Source organism: Promicromonospora sp. Marseille-Q5078, from assembly GCF_050315395.1.
In the GTDB taxonomy this organism is placed as follows: domain Bacteria; phylum Actinomycetota; class Actinomycetes; order Actinomycetales; family Cellulomonadaceae; genus Isoptericola.
Genome location: NZ_JBNPQG010000001.1, coordinates 3326136 through 3343937, shown reverse-complemented (window position 1 = coordinate 3343937; position 17802 = coordinate 3326136). Strand labels below are relative to the sequence as shown.

The window sequence follows — 17802 nt, the reverse complement described above, 5'->3', positions numbered from 1 at the left end:
CAGGCCGTCGCCGTCCCCACCGTGCGGGCCCGCCCGGTCGGCCCGGTCGTCGCCGCGGCAGGCTCGGGGGCGTGATCCCGTCCCCGTCCGCCGTGCCGTCCGCCGTGCCGTCCGCCGTCCGCGGGTGGTCCCGTGTGCTCGCGCGCCTGGTCGTGCCGGTCGCGTGCCCCGGCTGCGGCGCCCTCGACCTGCGATGGTGCCCGGACTGCCGGGCGCTGCTGGACGGCCCGCCCGCCCGGGTCGAGGCGGCGGCGCCGCGGCTCGACCGGCTGGACGGCGTCCCGCCCCTGCCCGTGTGGGCCCTGGCCGCCTACGCGGGGCCGGTGCGCGAGCTCGTCGTCGCGTGGAAGGACCGCGGCCGCACCGACCTGGACCGGCTGCTGGCCCCGCGCGTCCGCGACGTGGCACGAGGTCTCGCCCCCCGGGTGCGCGGCGCGTCCGCGGGCCGGACGGTGCTGGTCGTGGGCGCCCCGTCCACGGCGTCCTCCCGGCGCACCCGCGGACGCGACCACGTGCGCGTCCTGGCCCGCGCCGCCGCGGCCGGGCTGCGCGACGCCGGTGCGCCCGCGGCGGTCGTCCCCGCGCTGACCCGGCGGGGGCGCGGGCGCGACCAGGTGGGGCTCGGGTCCCGCGCCCGCGGGCGCAACCTCGCGGGGTCGGTCGTGGTGCGCGCGGGCGCGCTCACGCGGGCCGGCGGGGCGCGCCCGGCCGTCCTCCTGGTGGACGACGTCGTCACCACCGGGGCCACGCTCGCGGCCGCGGAGCGGGCGCTCGAGGACGCCGGGGCGGACGTCGTCGGCGCCCTCGCGGTGGCCGCCACGCCCCCGCCCGGGACCGTTGCGAGACCTGCGACGGACGACCTGGCGCCACCGGTGTACCTCGTGCGCGGGAGGGGGTTAGCCTGAGGGTCCCACGCGGGCGAAACGCCCCCGGAGGCACTCCGGGACGAGTCGTCCGTGCGACCCACGAGCGGTCCGGACCGTGCGTCCGGCGACCCGGGAGGTGGTGCCGAGCACGGCGCCCCATCGGGGTGCCCCGACCAGCACACGGGCCGCTCGCGAGGGTGGCCTCACGACGAAGTGGAGCAACACGATGGAGATCGTCGTCGTCGGCAGGCACACGGAGGTGGCGGACCGGTTCCGCCGTCACGTGGAGGACAAGCTGAGCAAGGTCACCCAGCTCGCACCGGCCGCCCGTCGGGTGGACGTGGAGGTGACGCGCGAGAACAACCCGCGGCTCTCCGAGGTCCGTGAGCGGGTGGAGCTCACCGTGTTTGACAAGGGTCCCGTGATCCGCGCGGAGGCCGCAGCGGACGACCGGTTCGGCGCCCTCGACATCGCGCTGGACAAGCTCTCCGAGAGGTTGCGCCGCTCGCGCGACCGCCGCAAGGACCACCGCCGCCGCGCCAACGGCGTCCTCGCTTCCGTGGACGTCCGCCCCTACGACGAGGTCGCCGCGGCCGAGACCGCCGACCACGTGCCCGCACCCGTCGCCCTGGCCGAGCCGGGCGACGCCGTCGAGCAGCAGCTCGGCGACTCGCCGGTGGTCATCCGCCGCAAGCTGCACCACGCGGAGCCGATGACCGTCGACGACGCGGTCTACCAGATGGAGATGGTGGGGCACGACTTCTTCCTCTTCATCGACAAGGAGACCGCCCGGCCGTCCGCCGTGTACCGGCGCCGCGGCTGGACGTACGGCGTCATCGAGCTGGACTCGATGGTGGACGGCGTGGAGCCGGTCACCGAGCTGACGTGACCTGACCGGGCCCGGCGGTCGAGCTTGTCGAGACCCGTTCCGGGCCGGTCCGAGCCGGTCGAGACCTTCGTCGCGGGGACGCGTTCACGGGCGCCAGGGCGCCCTCCACTTCGGGAGGGATACGTCCCCGCGACCAAGGTCTCGACCGGCTCTCGTCTGTCTGCTCACGGTCCCGGTGGTAGAGCCTGTCGAAGCCCGGCAACGCCGAGGTGTCGGTGGGGCTCGGCAGGATGGGCGGGTGGACTCCCTCTCGCTCGCGCAGGCCCGCCGCGTCGCCCTCGGGGCCCAGGGGCTGCACCGGCCGCGGCCGGGCACGACCGGCGGTGCCGCCGACGACGTGACGATGCGTCGTGCGATGGCGACCGTGGACCGGCTGAACCTGCTGCAGATCGACTCGGTGAACGTGCTGGCCCGCGCGCACCTGATGCCGCTGTACTCCCGCCTCGGGCCGTACGACGTGGGGCTGCTCGACCGGGCGTCCGGGCGGGCGCCGCGCCGCCTCGTCGAGACCTGGGCGCACGTCGCGTCGTACGTGCCCGCAGAGACGTACCCGCTGCTGGAGTGGCGTCGGCGCAACTACGTCGACGAGGCATGGGGCACCATCGCCGGCACGGCGCTGGAGCACGCCGCGGAGCTCGGCCTCGTGCGCCGGATGGTCGCCGAGCAGGGCCCGGTGACGGCGCGCGAGATCCACGACGAGCTCGTGGCCACCGGGCGCTCCGGGCCGCGCTCGCGCGAGGAGTGGGGCTGGAACTGGACGATGGCGAAGCGGTGCCTCGAGTTCCTGTTCTTCACCGGCGAGGTCATGTCCGCCCGGCGCAACACCGCGTTCGAGCGCTGCTACGACCTGCCCGAGCGGGTGCTGCCCCCCGCCGTGCGCGCGGCCGCCCCGGTCCCCGACGACGAGGCGGTGCGCCGGCTCCTCGAGCTCGGGGCGCGGGCGCACGGCGTGGGCACGATCCGCTGCTTCGCCGACTACTTCCGGCTGCGCGGTCCCGCGGTGCGTCGCGCCCAGGCCGAGCTGGTCGAGGACGGCGTGCTCGTGCCCGTCGAGGTGCGCGGCTGGGGCGAGCGCACCTACCGGCACCGCGACGCCCGCGTCCCCCGACGGGCGGCGGCACGCACCCTGCTCAGCCCGTTCGACCCGCTCGTGTGGGAGCGCCGCCGCCTCGAGGCGCTCTTCGACGTCTACTACCGGATCGAGATATACGTGCCCGCGCCGAAGCGCGTGCTCGGCTACTACGTGCTGCCGTTCCTCGAGGGGGACGCGATCACCGCGTTCGTCGACCTCAAGGCCGACCGCCAGGCGGGGGTGCTGCGCGTCCAGTCGGCGCACCCGACCGCCCACGCCGGCCCGGACACGGCGGCGGCGCTCGGCGCGGAGCTCGACCTGCTCGCGGGGTGGCTCGGGCTCGAGGCGACGGGGGTCGCACCCGCCGGGGAGCTGGCGCCCGCCCTCGCGGACGTCGTGCGCGCGGCCTGAGACGACCGGCGCCCGTCGCGCTCGTAGGATCGGCCCACCACGACGTCGGGTGCGCCCGCGTCGGGCGCGACCGTGAGGAGAGCTGATGGCCACCGCCGTGCTGTACCTCGCCGCGGCGCTGGTCGGCGGGCTGGCGGCCACGTCGCTGCGCCTGCCGCCGCTGGTGGGGTTCCTCGCCGCCGGGTTCGTGCTCGGCGCGGCCGGCGCGCCGGACCTGCCGGGCCTGGAGGTCGTCGCCGAGCTCGGGGTGGCGCTCCTGCTGTTCGCGATCGGGCTCAAGCTGGACGTGCGGTCGCTGCTGCGCCCGGAGATCTGGCTGACCACGGTCGCGCACCTGGTGCTCAGCCTCGCGGTGACGGTCGGGTTCCTCGGGCTGCTGGCCGTGGTGGGGATCCGGCTGCTCGCGGACGAGTCGCTCGGGTCGCTCGCGCTGGTCGGGCTGGCGCTGTCGTTCTCGTCCACGGTGTTCGTCGTCAAGGTGCTGGAGGACCGCTCGGACGCGACGGCGCTGTACGGGCGCATCGCGGTGGGCGTCCTCGTGGTCCAGGACGTCGTGGCCGTCGCGTTCCTCGCCGTGTCGACCGGGGAGCCGCCGAGCCCGTGGGCGCTCGCGGTCGTCGCGCTCGTGCCGGGGGCGTGGGTGCTGCGCAAGGTCTGGGACCGGGCCGGCCACGGGGAGCTGCAGGCCCTGTTCGGCGCGTTCGTCGCCCTCGTGCCCGGGTACTGGCTGTTCGACGCGGTCGGGCTGTCGGGCGACCTGGGCGCGCTGGTCATGGGCGCGCTGCTCGCAGGGCACCGGCAGGCCACCGAGCTGTCCCGCTCGCTGCTGACCGTCAAGGACCTGGCGCTCGTCGCGTTCTTCCTGGAGATCGGGCTGCACGGCATGCCGTCCCCGGTCGACGTGGCGCTCGCGCTCCTCCTCCTCCTGCTGCTCCCGGTCCAGGTGGCGGGCTACGCGGTGCTGCTGTGGCTCATGCGCCTGCGGCGGCGGACGTCGTTCCTGGCCGGCCTGGCGCTCGGCAACTACTCCGAGTTCGGCATCATCGTCGTCGCCTTCGGGGCGACGGCGGGCCTGCTCGACGACGAGTGGACGGTGATCGTGTCGATGGCGGTCGCGGCCAGCTTCGTCGTCTCGGCGATCGTGAACCGGCGCGGCGTGGAGCTCGCGACCCGGCTCACCGGCCTCCTGCCGCGCCGCGACACGGCGCGCCTGCACCCCGACGACCGCCTCGTCGACATCGGGCAGGTCGACGCCGTCGTGCTGGGGCTCGGCCGGGTGGGCTCGGCCACCTACCGCCGCCTGCGCGACGCCTACGGGCTGTCGGTGCTCGGCGTCGAGCACGACCGCACCCGCGTGGCGACGCTGCTCCAGGAGGGGGTCGACGTGGTGCCCGCCGACGCCACCGACTCCGAGTTCTGGGCGCGCGTCAAGCGCGTCGGGCAGGTGCGCCTCGCCGTTCTGGCGATGCCGTTCCACAAGGCGAACCTCATCGCCCTCGCGCGGCTGCGCGCCGCCGGGTTCGGCGGCCGGGTGGCGGCGATCGCCCGGTACGACGAGGACGCCGCGGAGCTGCGCCGGCACGGCGCCGACGCCGTCTTCCACCTGTACGGCGCCGCGGGCGCGGAGCTGGCCGACCGCGCGGTGAGCGATCTCCCCGCCGGGCCGGGGTCCGAGAGTCGGGCCGACACGGGCCCGTGACCGTTCGTCCGTCGCGAACCAGCGCCCGCACTCTCAGGTGTTCGTCCTAGGATGGCTCCGGTGTGACCCAGGCGACGGCGCGGACGAGCGAAGTCCCCGCCGCCCCGTCGCCCGTCGTCGCGCCGCACGGTCCCGGCCATCCCCGGGGCGCCACCGACCCTGGAGTACTGCGTGCCTGCGATCCTCGAGAAGGTCCTCCGTCTTGGCGAGGGCCGGATTCTCAAGAAGCTCAACAGCCTGGCCGAGCAGGTCAACCGGCTCGAGCCCAGCTTCGAGGAGCTGAGCGACGCCGAGCTGCACGAGGAGACCGACCGGTTCAAGGAGCGCCTCGAGCACGGTGCGACGCTCGACGAGCTGCTCCCCGAGGCCTTCGCGGCCATTCGTGAGGCGGCGCGGCGCACCCTGGGGCAGCGGCACTTCGACGTGCAGCTCATGGGCGGCGCCGCCCTGCACCTGGGCAACATCGCCGAGATGAAGACCGGTGAGGGCAAGACGCTGGTCGCCACCACGGCCGCCTACCTCAACGCCCTCGAGGGCAAGGGCGTGCACATCATCACGACCAACGACTTCCTCGCGAAGTACCAGGGCGACCTCATGGGCCGCGTCTTCCGCTTCCTGGGCATGACGACGGGCGTCATCGTCTCCGGCCAGTCGCCCGACGAACGGCGCAAGCAGTACGCCGCCGACATCACGTACGGCACGAACAACGAGTTCGGCTTCGACTACCTGCGCGACAACATGGCCTGGTCGCCCGACGACCTGGTGCAGCGCGGGCACCACTTCGCCATCGTCGACGAGGTGGACTCGATCCTCATCGACGAGGCCCGCACGCCGCTCATCATCTCGGGCCCGGCCTCGGGCGACGCGAACCGCTGGTACACGGAGTTCGCCAAGGTGGTGCGCCGGCTGACCGTCGACACCGACTACGAGGTCGACGAGAAGAAGAAGACGGTCGGCGTGCTGGAGCCGGGCATCGAGAAGATCGAGGACTACCTCGGCATCGACAACCTGTACGAGTCGCTCAACACGCCGCTGATCGGCTTCCTCAACAACGCCATCAAGGCGAAGGAGCTGTTCAAGCGCGACAAGGACTACGTCGTGCTCAACGGCGAGGTCATGATCGTCGACGAGCACACCGGCCGTATCCTCGCCGGCCGCCGCTACAACGAGGGCATGCACCAGGCCATCGAGGCCAAGGAGGGCGTGCAGATCAAGGCGGAGAACCAGACGCTCGCCACGATCACGCTGCAGAACTACTTCCGCCTCTACGGCAAGCTCGCCGGCATGACCGGTACGGCCGAGACCGAGGCCGCCGAGTTCCAGGGCACCTACAAGCTCGGCGTGGTGCCGATCCCGACCAACAAGCCGATGATCCGCATGGACCAGGCCGACCTGGTCTACAAGAACGAGGACGGCAAGTTCGGCGCCGTCGTCGACGACATCGTCGAGCGGCACGCCAAGGGCCAGCCGGTGCTGGTCGGCACCACGAGCGTCGAGAAGTCGGAGCTGCTCTCCGGCCTGCTCAAGCGCGCGGGGGTGCCGCACAGCGTGCTCAACGCGAAGGAGCACGAGCGCGAGGCGGCCGTCGTCGCCCAGGCGGGCCGCAAGGGCGCCGTCACCGTGGCGACCAACATGGCCGGCCGCGGCACGGACATCATGCTCGGTGGCAACGCCGAGTTCCTCGCCGTCACCGAGATGGCCGAGCGCGGGCTCGACGCCGCGGAGGACCCGGAGGCGTACGAGGCCGCGTGGCCCGACGTCCTCGAGAAGGCCAAGGAGGCCGTGGGCACGGAGCACGAGGAGGTCACGGACCTCGGCGGGCTGTACGTGCTGGGCACGGAGCGGCACGAGTCGCGCCGTATCGACAACCAGCTGCGCGGCCGCTCCGGCCGTCAGGGCGACCCGGGCGAGTCCCGGTTCTACCTGTCGATGCAGGACGACCTGATGCGCCTGTTCAACTCCGGGCTCGCGTCGTCGATGATGGACCGCGCCGGCTTCCCGGACGACATGCCGCTCGAGTCGAAGATGGTGACGCGCGGCATCCAGAGCGCGCAGTCGCAGGTCGAGGCCCGCAACTTCGAGATCCGCAAGAACGTGCTCAAGTACGACGACGTGCTGTCCCGGCAGCGCTCCGTCATCTACGCCGAGCGCAAGCGCGTGCTCGAGGGTGAGGACCTGGAAGAGCAGGTGCAGCACTTCCTCACGGACGTCGTCACGGCGTACGTCGAGGGTGCGACGGCCGACGGCAACCCCGAGTCGTGGGACCTCGACGCCCTGTGGACGGCCCTGAAGTCGGTGTACCCGGTGACGATCACGCCCGAGGACGTCGTCGAGGAGGCCGGCGGCGTCGGCCGGCTCGACCACGACATGATCCTCACCGAGCTGCTCTCCGACGCGCGCGTCGCGTACGAGGCGCGTGAGGAGACCCTCGGCGAGGCCGCCATGCGGCAGCTCGAGCGCCGCGTGGTGCTCTCGGTGCTGGACCGCAAGTGGCGCGAGCACCTCTACGAGATGGACTACCTCAAGGAGGGCATCGGCCTGCGCGCGATGGCGCAGCGCGACCCCCTGGTGGAGTACCAGCGCGAGGGTTTCCAGCTGTTCCAGGCGATGACGGAGGCCATCAAGGAGGAGTCCGTCGGCTTCCTGTTCAACCTGGACGTGCAGGTGCAGCAGCCCGGCGCCGCCGCCGGGGGCCCCGTGATCTCCGCTGCGAGCGCCGCCGCGGCCGCGCAGACCGGCGCCGGCCAGCTGGTCGGCGGGGCCGCGCCCGCACCCGCCCCGGAGGCGGCGCCGGTCGCGGACGCCGCGCCCGTCGCCGAGCCGGAGGTGCCGGAGGTGGCGCCCGCCGCGCCCGCCACCGAGCCTGCCGCGCCCGCCGCCGAGGCGGAGCCGGTGCTCCTGGCCAAGGGTCTCGACGCCCCCGCCCCGCAGCGGCTGTCGTACTCGTCGCCGAGCGAGGACGGCTCCACCACGACGACGGGCGGCGCCACCCGCCGGTCGCGTCGCGAGCTGCACGGCGAGGCCACCGCGGCCACCAGCGACGGTCGCACGTTCCCCGGGACGCCCCGGAACGCCCAGTGCCCCTGCGGCTCGGGCAAGAAGTACAAGGTGTGCCACGGCATGAACGAGTGACCCGCACGCCGAGATAGGCCGGGACAGACCCGGGACAGAGGGGGACGGACCGTAGCGCCGCTACGGTCCGTCCCCCTCTCGGTGTCTCACTCTCGGTGTCTCTCTCCTCGTGACTCTTTCAGCGACCGGTCAGCCGATCTCGAGCACGGCCACGCGCCACGCACCGCGCCGGGCCTCCAGGCGGACGGCGGCCGCGCGCACGCGCCCGTCGTCGTCCAGCACCACGGTGGCCTCGGCCACGTCCTCGCCCAGGCGGACGAGGCGGACGCGCCGCACCTGGACCGGCAGGTGGTGCTCCGCCCCGCGGAGGCCGTCGTGCGCGAGCCCGATGCGGGCCCGCTCGGCGAGCTGGTCGCGCACCTGCGGCGTGACCCAGCGGGCGAGCTGGCCGGCCGGTCGCTCGCCGCGCAGCACCTCCACGGCGGCCCGCACCACCGCGCAGCACTGCGCGGTCGGGTCGGGCAGCGGCGCGGGGGTGGCCTCCCGGAGCGGTCGCGTCGTCGCGTCCTCCTCGTCGGCGCTCGGGCGTCGCGCGCCGGGCGTCCCGACGCGCACCCGTCGGACGCGCGGCCCGGGCCGGGTGGACGCCTCGGGGTAGCCGGCGGGCCCGGTCGGGCGAGGCGTCGCCGACACCCGGAGCGCGTGCCGGGGCGGGGCGCCCACGGGCTGCGCGGACTCGTCCTCGTCGCCGGCGCGGGCCGGCGCGGCGGCTGCGTCCGCCGCCGCCGGCGGCGGTGTCGGCGTCGCGGGCACGGACGGCCCGGGCACGACCGGTGCGGGGGTGGTCGTCGCCGTGGTGGTCGCGGTCATGAAGCCCTCCGGTGGGTGCGGGGATGTCGTCGGACGCGGCGTGCCGTCAGGCAGGGGCGCGCAGGATCTGGCCGGGCAGGATGTGGTCGGGGTCCGCGCCGATGACGTCGCGGTTGGCGTCGTGCCAGCGCGTCACCTCGCGCAGGACGTCGGCGTCGGTGGGCGTGCCACCGAGGGCGTCGGTGGCGATGGCCCAGAGCGTGTCGCCGCGCAGCACGACCCGGGTGTCGTCGGTCCCGTCGTCGCCCGCCGCCGTGCGAGCGACGGGGGAGGCGGCGGGCGCGACCGGCTCGTCGTCGGGCTCGTCGTCGTCCGGGGCCACCGTGCGGGTCTCCTCGACGAGGTCGGCCTCGGCGCCGGCGTGCTCCGCGTCGGGGACGGCGTCGGCGGTGTCGGCAGTGTCGGCAGTGTCGGCCGGGCCTCCCGTCGCGCTCGCCGGGCCGGCGTGCGACGGGGGCCGCCACCCGAGGGCCCGCACCACGGAGGCGCCGTCGGCGGCGGGGGCGGCGGGGGACACGTCGGCGGCCAGCGCGGCAGTGGGGGCGAGGGCGATGCCCGCGCCGACACCCACGCCGACGGCGGAGCGCACCAGGCGCCGGACGGCGGCGGGGGCGAGACGCTCGACGGCGGCCTCGCCCGCCCGCCAGCGGCCGCCGAGCCGCGACGCCGTCACGCACCCGAGGGCGAGCGCCCCGCTCAGGACCAGCCAGGCGGCAGCGACCATCCCGGCCGCGAGCACGACGAGCTCGACCCAGCGGTCGACGCCGAGGCCCGCGGCGGCGGTCGCGGTCCGCGGGGCGAACGACGCGGCGCGCAGCGCCAGAGCCGTCCCCGCGAGGCCCGCGGCGAGCGTCAGGACGGCGAGCCGGCCCAGCCCTCCGCCGGGGCGCGTGCGGGGACCGCCGCTCCGCGGGTGCCGCTCGATGCTGCCGGACATCCAGGTCTCCTTCGCCCTCGCCGTCGACCTGACATCATTCCGGATGATGCAGGTTGATGGCTGTTGATGTGTTCTGGTGCTCGATATTGAAGCGGACTGGTGCCGGGTCTGTCTACCCGGGCATCCTGTGACCACCGACCTTCGACGAGAGGAGCCTCATGACGGGCACGGGTCCGGCCAGGTGGGAGCTGCTCTTCGCCGATCTCGAGGCGCGGTTCGACGCCGAGGCGGCGGCGGAGCGCGAGGGGACCGTCGCCGAGCTCACGCGGGCGGAGCAGGCGTCGATCCCGCTGGTGGACAGGCTGCGCGCGGCGACGGGCGCCGTCCTGCGGCTCGAGCTGCTCGACGGGGAGGGGGTCGAAGGGCGCGTGGCTCGCGTCGCGCACGCCTGGGTGCTCCTCGACGGGCACGGCGCGCGCGGCCGGGTGCAGCACCTGGTCCCGCTGCCGGCCCTCGCGTCCGTCGTCGGCCTCGGCCGGTTCGCGACCCCGTCGCGCGCGAGGACGGACGGGCTCGGGCTGGGGCATGTGCTGCGCGGCCTCCAGCGCGACCGTGCGCGCGTGCTGGTGCGCACCGCGGGCGGGTCGGTCACCGGCAGGATCGGCCGGGTGGGCGCCGATCACCTCGACGTCGAGGAGGCCGACCGGGCGAGGCCCGTCGTACGCACGGTCCCGTTCGGCGCGGTGCTCCGCGTCAGCGAGGCGTAGGCCGGGGGCCCGCGGCGCTCAGAGGTCGCCCGACGCGATCCGCTCGCGGGTCCGGGCGTACTGGTGCTCGATGTACTCCTCGAGCTTGCTGGTCTCGACCCGCCACACCTTCTTGGGCCCCACCTGGATGGCGGGCAGCTCGCCCGAGCGCACCAGGGAGTACGCCTGCGTGCTGGAGATGTTCAGCATCTCCTGCACGTCGGCGAGGGAGAGGAACCGGCTGGTCATACGGGCATTCTGGCACAGCGGTGATCGGCGATGACCGCGGTTGTCCACAGTGGTTGCCGAAAGCACGCGTGGGGTGCCTGATGATAGGTTCCGCGCGACGTTGCGCCCCTGACAACCCCGGAGGACGTCCGTGAGCACCGACACCCTGCCGGCCCCCGTGGCCGCACGCCTGCGCCGGCCCACGTGGCGCGACCCCCGACTGGTCGTCGGCGTCGTCATCGTCGCCGCGTCCGTGGCCCTCGGGTCCTGGGCCGTGTCCTCGGCGGGCCGCACCGTGCCCGTGTACGTGGCCGACGGCGCCCTCACGCCGGGCGAGGCGGTGCACCCTGACCAGCTGCGCACGGTCGACGTCCGGATCGACTCCGGCACCGAGCTCTACCTGCGGGCCGACCAGGCCCTGCCCGACGAGCTCGTGGCGCTGCGGGTCGTCGACGACGGGGAGCTCGTGGCCCGCTCGGCCCTGGGCGACGCCGCCGACGTGGACGTCCGCTCCGTCTCCGTCCCCGTGGACCAGGCGATGTCGGCGCACGTCACCCCGGGCGCCGTCGTCGACCTGTGGTCCGCGCCCGAGGCCCAGGCCGGGGCGGACGCCCCCGCCGCCGAGCCGGCGCCGCTCGTGACGGGCGTCGTCGTGGAGCAGGTCGACGAGGCGGGCACGGGGCTCGTCGTCTCGGACGGTGCCACGCTGCACGTGCTGGTCCCGACGGACGACCTGCCCGCCGTGCTCCAGGCGCTGGCGGAGCCCGGCAGCGTCACTGTGGTGCCGCAGGCCGGGACCGGCGTCTGATGGCCGCCAACGTCACCGTGCTCTGCGCGGTGCGGGGCGGCATGGAGACGGAGGTCGTCCTCGCGCTCGGCGGGCCCGGCTCGGGGGCGACGGTCACCCGCCGCTGCGGCGACGTCGCCGAGCTCCTGGCCGCGGCCGCCGCCGGGGCGGGCGGCGTCGCGGTGGTCTCCGCGGACCTGCCCGGCCTGGACCGCGAGTCGGTCGGGCGGCTGCACGCCGCGGGCGTGCGCGTCGTCGCGCTGGGCGTCGACACCGCGCCGACGACCCGGCTGCACGCGCTCGGCGTCGACGCGGTCGTGGAGCGGTACGACGAGGCGGTGCTGCTCGGTGCCGTCCGGGAGGCCGCGGCGGTGCGCGCGCCCGCGGCGGCGGACGGCGGCGGTGCGGCCGCGCTGGTCGTCGGCCCCGGTGCCCCGGACGACCAGGACGACCCGCTCGCCGGTCCGGGCGGCCTCGACCTGGACGATCTCGTCGCCGACGACGCCGCGCCGCGGCGCGGCCAGGTGGTCGCCGTGTGGGGCCCCGTCGGTGCGCCCGGCCGGACGACGACCGCCCTGGAGCTCGCGGCGGGGCTCGGCGGCCTCGCGGGGCGCGGCGGGCGGCGCCGTCGTGGCCGGGGGCGGTCGGACGCCGTCGTCCCGGCGCAGGAGAGCGTCCTCCTGGTCGACGCGGACACCTACGGCGCGTCGGTCGCGGCCCGTCTCGGCCTGCTCGACGACGCTCCCGGGCTGGCCGCGGTCGCGCGCGCGGCGGGACAGGGCTCGCTCGACCTGCCGACCCTCGCGCGCCACAGCCCGGTGGTCGGGAGCCGGCTGCGGGTGCTGACGGGGATCACCCGTGCCGCGCGGTGGCCCGAGCTGCCGGCCAGCGCGATCGAGGTGGTGCTCGAGCGCGCGCGTGAGCTCGCCGACTGGACGGTCGTGGACTGCGGCCCGCTCCTCGAGGCCGACGAGCTGCTCATGTACGACACGCACGCGCCGCAGCGGAACGGGGCGACCCTGGCCGCGCTGCAGGCGGCGGACGTCGTCGTGGTCGTCGGGGCCGCCGACCCGGTGGGCATCCAGCGGCTCGTGCGCGGCCTCGAGGACCTGCGCGAGGTGCCCGTGCCGGTCGCGGGGGAGCGGGTCGTGGTCGCGAACCGCGTGCGGTCGTCAGCCGTCGGCGCGCACCCCGAGGCGGGCGTGCGGGACGCGCTCGCGCGCTACGCGGGGGTCGAGGACGTGCACCTGGTCCCGGACGACCCCGCCGGTCTCGACGCCGCGCTCCTGGTGGGGCGCACGCTCGCCGAGCAGGCGCCGGGCTCGCCGGCGAGCGCGGCGTTCGACGGGCTCGCCGAGCGGGTGCGGACGGCGGTCGCCGCCACGGTGTGAGCGGCGGCCTGCCGTTGACGGCAGACTGTGCGCATGCGTATCTACGTTCCCGCCACGCTGGACGAGCTCGAGGGCGCCGTCGTCGCCGCCGGAGGCGCGCGGTGGGACGTGCCCTCGCGCCGGGCGCACGCCGTGACGCCTGCGCTGGTGCGCGAGCTCCCCGACGAGGACGACGAGAGCCGCGAGTACGAGGCGTTCCTCGCCGCGGCGGACGACTCCCTGGCCCTGGTGGCCTTGCGTCGGGGCGCCCCGCCGCTGCGCGTCGTCGTCTCGCTCGACGTGCCCGACGACTCCGTGGCCGCGGCGACGGAGGCCGAGGAGCCCAGCGCCGTGGACGTCACCGCGCTGTCGGGGGTGAGGGTCGTCGCCGTGCACGTCGACGAGCCGGACGCCACGGCCGATGTGCGGACCGTCCTCGCCGCCGCGGACGAGGAGAACGACGCCGAGCGCACCGGCGGCCTCGCGACGTCCGAGGAGGCGCTGGACGGCGCGCTCCAGCGCGTCACCGACCGCGACCTCCTCTGGTACCACCCGACCGAGATCCCGCAGATCCCCCGCCCTTAGCAGCCCGCCTGAGCGTTGTGGGTACGAAGACGGCGAGAATTCCTCGGGGAGTTCTCGCCTTCTTCGTACCCACAAACGACGTCCGACATGCACCCGGTGTATACACCGGGTGTATGGTTCCGCTCATGACCGTACCGATGGCGCTGCTGGCACTCCTCGACGACGGCCCTTCGCACGGCTTCGACCTCAAGCGCCGCTACGACGCCCTGCTCGGTCACGACCGAGAGCTCAAGTACGGCCAGGTGTACTCGACGCTCGCCCGGCTCGAGCGAGACGGGCTCGCGTCCGGCGTGGGCGTCGAGGCCGGCGCGGGCGGCGACCGCAAGGTCTACGCCATCACGCCGGCAGGGGTCACCGAGCTGGACGACTGGCTCGCCGCGCCGCACCCGCCGGGCGGTCGTCCCTCCGAGCTCTTCACCCGGGTCGTCCTCGCCCTGGTCGCCGGTCGGCAGGCCGACCTGGTGCTCGACGCGCACCGCCGCGTCTACCTCGACCGCATGCGCGAGCTGACGGCTGCGCGCCGTGCGGGGGACGTCGTCGACCGGCTGGCGGGCGACTACGAGACCGCCCACCTCGAGGCCGACCTGCGGTGGATCGAGCTGGCGTCGGCCCGGCTCGCGACCATCGCCGACGGGGTGCGCGAGGCCGGGCGATGAGCGCCGTCCTCGAGGGCCGCGGCCTCCGTCACGCCTACGGCGTCACGCCCGTGCTCGACGACGTGGACGTGGCGCTCGCGCCGGGCGAGGTGGTCGCGCTGCTCGGTCCGTCGGGCTCCGGCAAGTCCACGCTGCTGCACCTGCTCGCGGGTCTGCTTCGGCCGGACGGCGGCGAGGTGTGGCTCGCGGGGGAGCGGTTCGACACGCTGTCCGAGCGACGGCGCTCGGACCTGCGGCTGCGCCAGATGGGGTTCGTCTTCCAGATGGGCGACCTCGTGCCCGAGCTGACCATCGCCGAGAACGTGGAGCTGCCGTTGCGCCTCACCGGCGTGCGCGCCACCACGGCGCGGGCCCAGACGCTCGCGATGCTCGACCGGCTCGGCATCGCCGCGCACGCGCACAAGCGGGTGAGCGAGGTGTCCGGCGGGCAGGCGCAGCGGGGCGCGGTCGCGCGGGCGCTGGTGCACCGCCCGCCCGTGGTGCTGGCCGACGAGCCGACCGGGTCCCTCGACACCACGACCGGCGAGCTCGTGCTGGAGGCCCTCGTCGACGCTGCCGTCGCGCAGGGCGCCGCCGTCCTGCTGGTGACGCACGAGCTGCGGGTGGCGTCGTGGGCCCACCGCGACGTGCTGCTGCGCGACGGGCGCGTCGTGGGCTCCGGCGGCGGGGCACCGGCCGCCGTGCCGGCGGTCGCGACGAGCGAGCGGCCGTGAGCGCGACGATCGCGCTCGGGCTGCGGCTCGTGCGCGCGGGCGGCCCCCTGCGCGCCTGGTCGATCGCCGTCGGGAACGTCGTGGGGGTGGCGCTCCTGCTGGTCGCGCTCGTGCTGCCGGCGGCGATCTACCCCGATCCGGTCGAGCGCGGACAGGCTCGGGCCCAGCTCGTGGGCATCGATCTGTTCCTGCTGCTGCCCGCGGTCGTCCTGCTCGTCACGGTCGGGCGGCTGTCCTCGGGGGTGCGCGACCGGCGGCTCGGGGCGTTGCGCATGATCGGGCTCACCCCCGGCCGCGCCCGCGCCGTCGCCGCCGTCGAGAACGGCGTGCCGGCGCTCGCGGGCGCCGTCCCCGGTGCGGTACTCACCATGCTGGCGGTACCTGCCGCGAGCCGCGCCGTCGTGGGTGGACCCGGGTGGCTGGCCCAGCCCGTCGAGGTCTCGTGGGCGACGGCCACCCTTGTGCTCGCCGTGGTGACGATCCTGTCGATGGTCGTCGGGACGGGCGCCTCCTGGAACCGGGAGCTGCCCGGCCGTGCACGGTCCGAGGCCGCGCGGCGCGTCCCGCGGCTCTGGCGGCTCCTGGTCCCCGCGGCAGGACTCGCGCTCCTCGCCTGGGTCGTGGCGATCGACCCGGAGCGCGCCGGAGCCGTCCCCGCGGAGCCACTGCTGCTGGCGGGATCCCTCCTCGCCGCGGTCGGGATCGCGTTGACGACGCCGCTGTTCGCCGGGTGGTGCGCGCGGTTGCTCGTACGTTCCGGTCGGATCGTCGCGGTGCTCGCCGGGCGGTCGATCGAGACGGACTCGGCGGGCGCCGCACGCGTCGTGGCGGGTCTGGGGGTGGCCACGTTCCTGACGATGGGAGCGCTCGGGGTCGTCGGCGCGTTCGAGAGCACGCCGCAGTACCGGTACGCCCTGCAGACCGTGGAGGACGGGCCCCAGAAGCTGTGGCTGTGGGCGTCGCCGGATGGGGACGGCGAGGGCGCGTTCGACCCGGAGACGCTGTCCACGGTCGAGGGCGTTCCCGGCGTCATCGGCGTCGTCGCAGACGCGAACCTGGCCATGCCGTGCGACCCCGAGGTCGATGTCATGGGGTGTGGGGCCGTCTTCGTCGGCACGTGTGCCGAGCTGGCGCTCGTCGTCGAGGCATCCGGGTGCGACGACGCGAGGGCGGCATGGATCGTCGGCGACGGGCCGGCCGACCACGTCGCGGAGCGGCTGCCCGACCAAGGCCCCCTCGACCCCACGGCGTCGTTCTTGGTCACCACCGACGAGTCCGACCCGGCCGCGCCGAGCGTCGATCTCGTGCCCTCGCCGAGGCCGATCGTGGTGGACCAGCGGGCGCAGGTGGATCGGTGGGTCTACGGCGCGGACTACGTGGTCTTCGTGCCCGAGGCGCTGGTGGAGGACATGACCGGTGCGCCGACCCGGGCGGACGTCGTCGCCGACGGCGGCGTCGCGGTGCAGCAGGCCGTCGCGGCCTGGGCCGACGCGCACGGATACCGCGCGGAACCGTACCCGCTCGACGACGTGGAGTACGTGGACCGCGTGCGGGTCGCCGTCCTCTCGCTCGCCGGGCTCTCGGTCGGCGTGGGCCTCCTGGTGCTGGCGCTGACGGCGACGGACCGCGCGGTGGAGCGCCGTCGGGCCGTGGCGCGGCAGGTGATGGTCGGCGTGCCGGGACGCGTGCTGCGCGGGGGACAGCTCCTCCAGGTGCTGGTCCCCGTCGCCGTGTCGGCCGCGCTGGGCGCCGGGTGCGGGCTGGTGCTCGCTCGGGCGTACGCCCGCATGGCCGAGCTGGACGGCCTGCTCGGCCCGGGGCGGTGGGGGATCGCGGTGGCGCTCGTCCTCGGCGGCGGTGCGCTCGTCGCCGTGGCGACGGTGCCGCTGATCCGCACACGCGTCACCCCCGAGCTGCTCCGCCGCGAATAGCCCGCCTCGAGCGTTGTGGGTACGAAGACGGCGAGAATTCCCCGAGGAATTCTCGCCGTCTTCGTACCCACAACGCCAGGGTGGGGTCAGCCCAGGTAGACGAGCACCTCGTCGTGCAGGTGGCCGTTGGTGGCGACCGCGTTGCCGTGCCACGGGCCGGGGGTGCCGTCGAGGGCGGTGAAGCGTCCGCCGGCCTCGGTGACGATCGGCACGAGTGCGGCCATGTCGTAGACCTCGAGCTCAGGCTCGGCGGCGACGTCGGCGGCGCCCTCGGCGACGAGCATGTACGACCAGAAGTCGCCGTAGCCGCGGGTGCGCCACACCTGGCGGGTGAGGTCGAGGAAGCCGTTGAGCTTGCCGTGCGACTCCCAGCCGGACAGGGAGGAGTAGGCGAACGAGGCGTCGGAGAGCGCGCTCACGCCGGAGACCGACATGCGCGAGGCGGACGCGAGCGACTTGCCCGTCCAGGCCCCCGACCCCTTGGCGGCCCACCAGCGACGGCCGAGCGCGGGCGCGGAGACGAGTCCCATGACGACGTCCTCGCCGTCGGCCAGCGCGATCAGCGTGGCCCACACGGGCACGCCGCGCACGAAGTTCTTGGTGCCGTCGATCGGGTCGATGATCCAGCGCCGTGCGCCGCTGCCGGCTGAGCCGTACTCCTCGCCGACGACCGCGTCGCGGGTGCGCGCCCGGTGCAGCTGGGCGCGGATGAACTCCTCGGCGGACCGGTCGGCGTCCGAGACGGGGGTGTCGTCGGGCTTCTGCTCGACGTGCAGGTCGACGGCCTTGAAGCGGGACATCGTGATCGCGTCCACCTGGTCGGCGATCACGTGGGCCAGGCGCAGGTCGTCCTCGTACGTGCGCGCGGGGCCGCTGGTCGGGCTGGGAGACGGCTGTGTGTACGGCACGGTCACACGGTAGCGGTACCCGGCTGCCGTCCGGGCCCCGGCGCGCGGTGGGGGGCCGGAGTGGCGGCGATCGTGTCGGCCCCGGCGCCTGCGGCGGCCGCGTGACGGCGCAGACGGACCAC

Annotated in this window: 16 protein-coding genes and 1 pseudogene; 13 read left to right on the top strand and 4 right to left on the bottom strand. The window is 75.1% G+C overall.

Features of this window, described 5'->3' with window-relative positions; all coding sequences use genetic code 11:
* Positions 1-71: 71 nt before the first annotated feature.
* From ACQFYA_RS15525 to ACQFYA_RS15500, 6 genes and pseudogenes are all read left to right on the top strand, one after another.
* On the top strand, positions 72-905 hold the full coding sequence (locus tag ACQFYA_RS15525; protein ID WP_499125649.1) for a ComF family protein: 834 nt from the start codon (positions 72-74) through the stop codon (positions 903-905).
* A gap of 187 nt (positions 906-1092) precedes the next feature.
* Complete coding sequence (hpf, locus tag ACQFYA_RS15520) at positions 1093-1755, top strand: ribosome hibernation-promoting factor, HPF/YfiA family (protein WP_499125647.1); 663 nt, start codon at positions 1093-1095, stop codon at positions 1753-1755.
* 238 nt (positions 1756-1993) lie between these two features.
* Complete coding sequence (locus ACQFYA_RS15515; RefSeq protein WP_499125646.1) at positions 1994-3238, top strand: winged helix-turn-helix domain-containing protein; 1245 nt, start codon at positions 1994-1996, stop codon at positions 3236-3238.
* 85 nt (positions 3239-3323) lie between these two features.
* Positions 3324-4937 (top strand): cation:proton antiporter domain-containing protein, encoded by a 1614-nt coding sequence (locus tag ACQFYA_RS15510; protein ID WP_499125644.1) that lies wholly within the window; start codon positions 3324-3326, stop codon positions 4935-4937.
* 171 nt (positions 4938-5108) lie between these two features.
* A pseudogene (gene secA / locus ACQFYA_RS15505) lies at positions 5109-7905 on the top strand (preprotein translocase subunit SecA); the annotation flags it as partial.
* Positions 7906-7946: 41 nt separating this feature from the next.
* Positions 7947-8069, top strand: a complete 123-nt coding sequence (locus ACQFYA_RS15500; RefSeq protein ID WP_499127559.1) for an SEC-C metal-binding domain-containing protein — start codon at positions 7947-7949, stop codon at positions 8067-8069.
* Between the two features lie 129 nt (positions 8070-8198).
* On the opposite strand, the gene ACQFYA_RS15495 is transcribed toward ACQFYA_RS15500, so the two are convergent.
* Entirely contained in the window at positions 8199-8879 is a 681-nt protein-coding gene (locus tag ACQFYA_RS15495; protein ID WP_499125642.1) for an Rv3235 family protein, read from the bottom strand.
* 46 nt (positions 8880-8925) lie between these two features.
* A complete protein-coding gene (locus ACQFYA_RS15490) occupies positions 8926-9816 on the bottom strand; it encodes a LysM peptidoglycan-binding domain-containing protein (protein ID WP_499125641.1) in 891 nt (296 codons plus the stop codon).
* A gap of 158 nt (positions 9817-9974) precedes the next feature.
* Here ACQFYA_RS15490 and ACQFYA_RS15485 point away from each other — a divergent pair, with 158 nt between their 5' ends.
* Positions 9975-10523, top strand: a complete 549-nt coding sequence (locus ACQFYA_RS15485; RefSeq protein ID WP_499125640.1) for a hypothetical protein — start codon at positions 9975-9977, stop codon at positions 10521-10523.
* Positions 10524-10541: 18 nt separating this feature from the next.
* Here the strand turns inward: ACQFYA_RS15485 and ACQFYA_RS15480 are convergent, their stop codons facing one another.
* Positions 10542-10751 carry a helix-turn-helix domain-containing protein gene (locus tag ACQFYA_RS15480; RefSeq protein ID WP_499125638.1) on the bottom strand — a complete coding sequence of 70 codons (210 nt, stop codon included), beginning with the start codon at positions 10749-10751 and terminating at the stop codon, positions 10542-10544.
* Between the two features lie 130 nt (positions 10752-10881).
* Between ACQFYA_RS15480 and ACQFYA_RS15475 the strand changes: the two genes are divergently transcribed.
* The 6 genes from ACQFYA_RS15475 to ACQFYA_RS15450 all read left to right on the top strand — a co-directional run bounded on the left by ACQFYA_RS15475 (position 10882) and on the right by ACQFYA_RS15450 (position 16772).
* A complete protein-coding gene (locus tag ACQFYA_RS15475; RefSeq protein ID WP_499125637.1) occupies positions 10882-11538 on the top strand; it encodes a CpaB family protein in 657 nt (218 codons plus the stop codon).
* Positions 11538-12908 (top strand): CpaE/TadZ family protein, encoded by a 1371-nt coding sequence (locus ACQFYA_RS15470; RefSeq protein WP_499125635.1) that lies wholly within the window; start codon positions 11538-11540, stop codon positions 12906-12908. The genes ACQFYA_RS15475 and ACQFYA_RS15470 overlap by 1 nt, the downstream gene beginning before the upstream one ends.
* 33 nt (positions 12909-12941) lie before the next feature.
* Positions 12942-13472, top strand: coding sequence for a DUF6912 family protein (locus ACQFYA_RS15465; protein WP_499125633.1), 531 nt, complete (start codon positions 12942-12944; stop codon positions 13470-13472).
* 125 nt (positions 13473-13597) lie between these two features.
* Positions 13598-14128 (top strand): PadR family transcriptional regulator, encoded by a 531-nt coding sequence (locus ACQFYA_RS15460; RefSeq protein WP_499125632.1) that lies wholly within the window; start codon positions 13598-13600, stop codon positions 14126-14128.
* Positions 14125-14841, top strand: coding sequence for an ABC transporter ATP-binding protein (locus ACQFYA_RS15455; protein ID WP_499125631.1), 717 nt, complete (start codon positions 14125-14127; stop codon positions 14839-14841). Before ACQFYA_RS15460 ends, ACQFYA_RS15455 begins: the two co-directional genes overlap by 4 nt.
* Positions 14838-16772, top strand: a complete 1935-nt coding sequence (locus tag ACQFYA_RS15450) for an FtsX-like permease family protein (RefSeq protein ID WP_499125629.1) — start codon at positions 14838-14840, stop codon at positions 16770-16772. The genes ACQFYA_RS15455 and ACQFYA_RS15450 overlap by 4 nt, the downstream gene beginning before the upstream one ends.
* Before the next feature lie 86 nt (positions 16773-16858).
* Here ACQFYA_RS15450 and hisN read toward each other — a convergent pair whose 3' ends face one another.
* Positions 16859-17680: a histidinol-phosphatase gene (gene hisN, locus ACQFYA_RS15445; RefSeq protein WP_499125627.1), complete on the bottom strand. Its 822-nt coding sequence runs from the start codon at positions 17678-17680 to the stop codon at positions 16859-16861.
* Positions 17681-17802 lie beyond the last annotated feature (122 nt).

Coding starts and splice junctions, on each gene's coding strand:
- hpf (WP_499125647.1), top strand. CDS start 1,093: ATGGAGATCGTCGTCGTCGGCAGGCACACGGAGGTGGCGGACCGGTTC.
- ACQFYA_RS15510 (WP_499125644.1), top strand. CDS start 3,324: ATGGCCACCGCCGTGCTGTACCTCGCCGCGGCGCTGGTCGGCGGGCTG.
- ACQFYA_RS15495 (WP_499125642.1), bottom strand. CDS start 8,879: ATGACCGCGACCACCACGGCGACGACCACCCCCGCACCGGTCGTGCCC.
- ACQFYA_RS15490 (WP_499125641.1), bottom strand. CDS start 9,816: ATGTCCGGCAGCATCGAGCGGCACCCGCGGAGCGGCGGTCCCCGCACG.
- ACQFYA_RS15485 (WP_499125640.1), top strand. CDS start 9,975: ATGACGGGCACGGGTCCGGCCAGGTGGGAGCTGCTCTTCGCCGATCTC.
- ACQFYA_RS15480 (WP_499125638.1), bottom strand. CDS start 10,751: ATGACCAGCCGGTTCCTCTCCCTCGCCGACGTGCAGGAGATGCTGAAC.
- ACQFYA_RS15470 (WP_499125635.1), top strand. CDS start 11,538: ATGGCCGCCAACGTCACCGTGCTCTGCGCGGTGCGGGGCGGCATGGAG.
- ACQFYA_RS15465 (WP_499125633.1), top strand. CDS start 12,942: ATGCGTATCTACGTTCCCGCCACGCTGGACGAGCTCGAGGGCGCCGTC.
- ACQFYA_RS15460 (WP_499125632.1), top strand. CDS start 13,598: ATGACCGTACCGATGGCGCTGCTGGCACTCCTCGACGACGGCCCTTCG.
- ACQFYA_RS15455 (WP_499125631.1), top strand. CDS start 14,125: ATGAGCGCCGTCCTCGAGGGCCGCGGCCTCCGTCACGCCTACGGCGTC.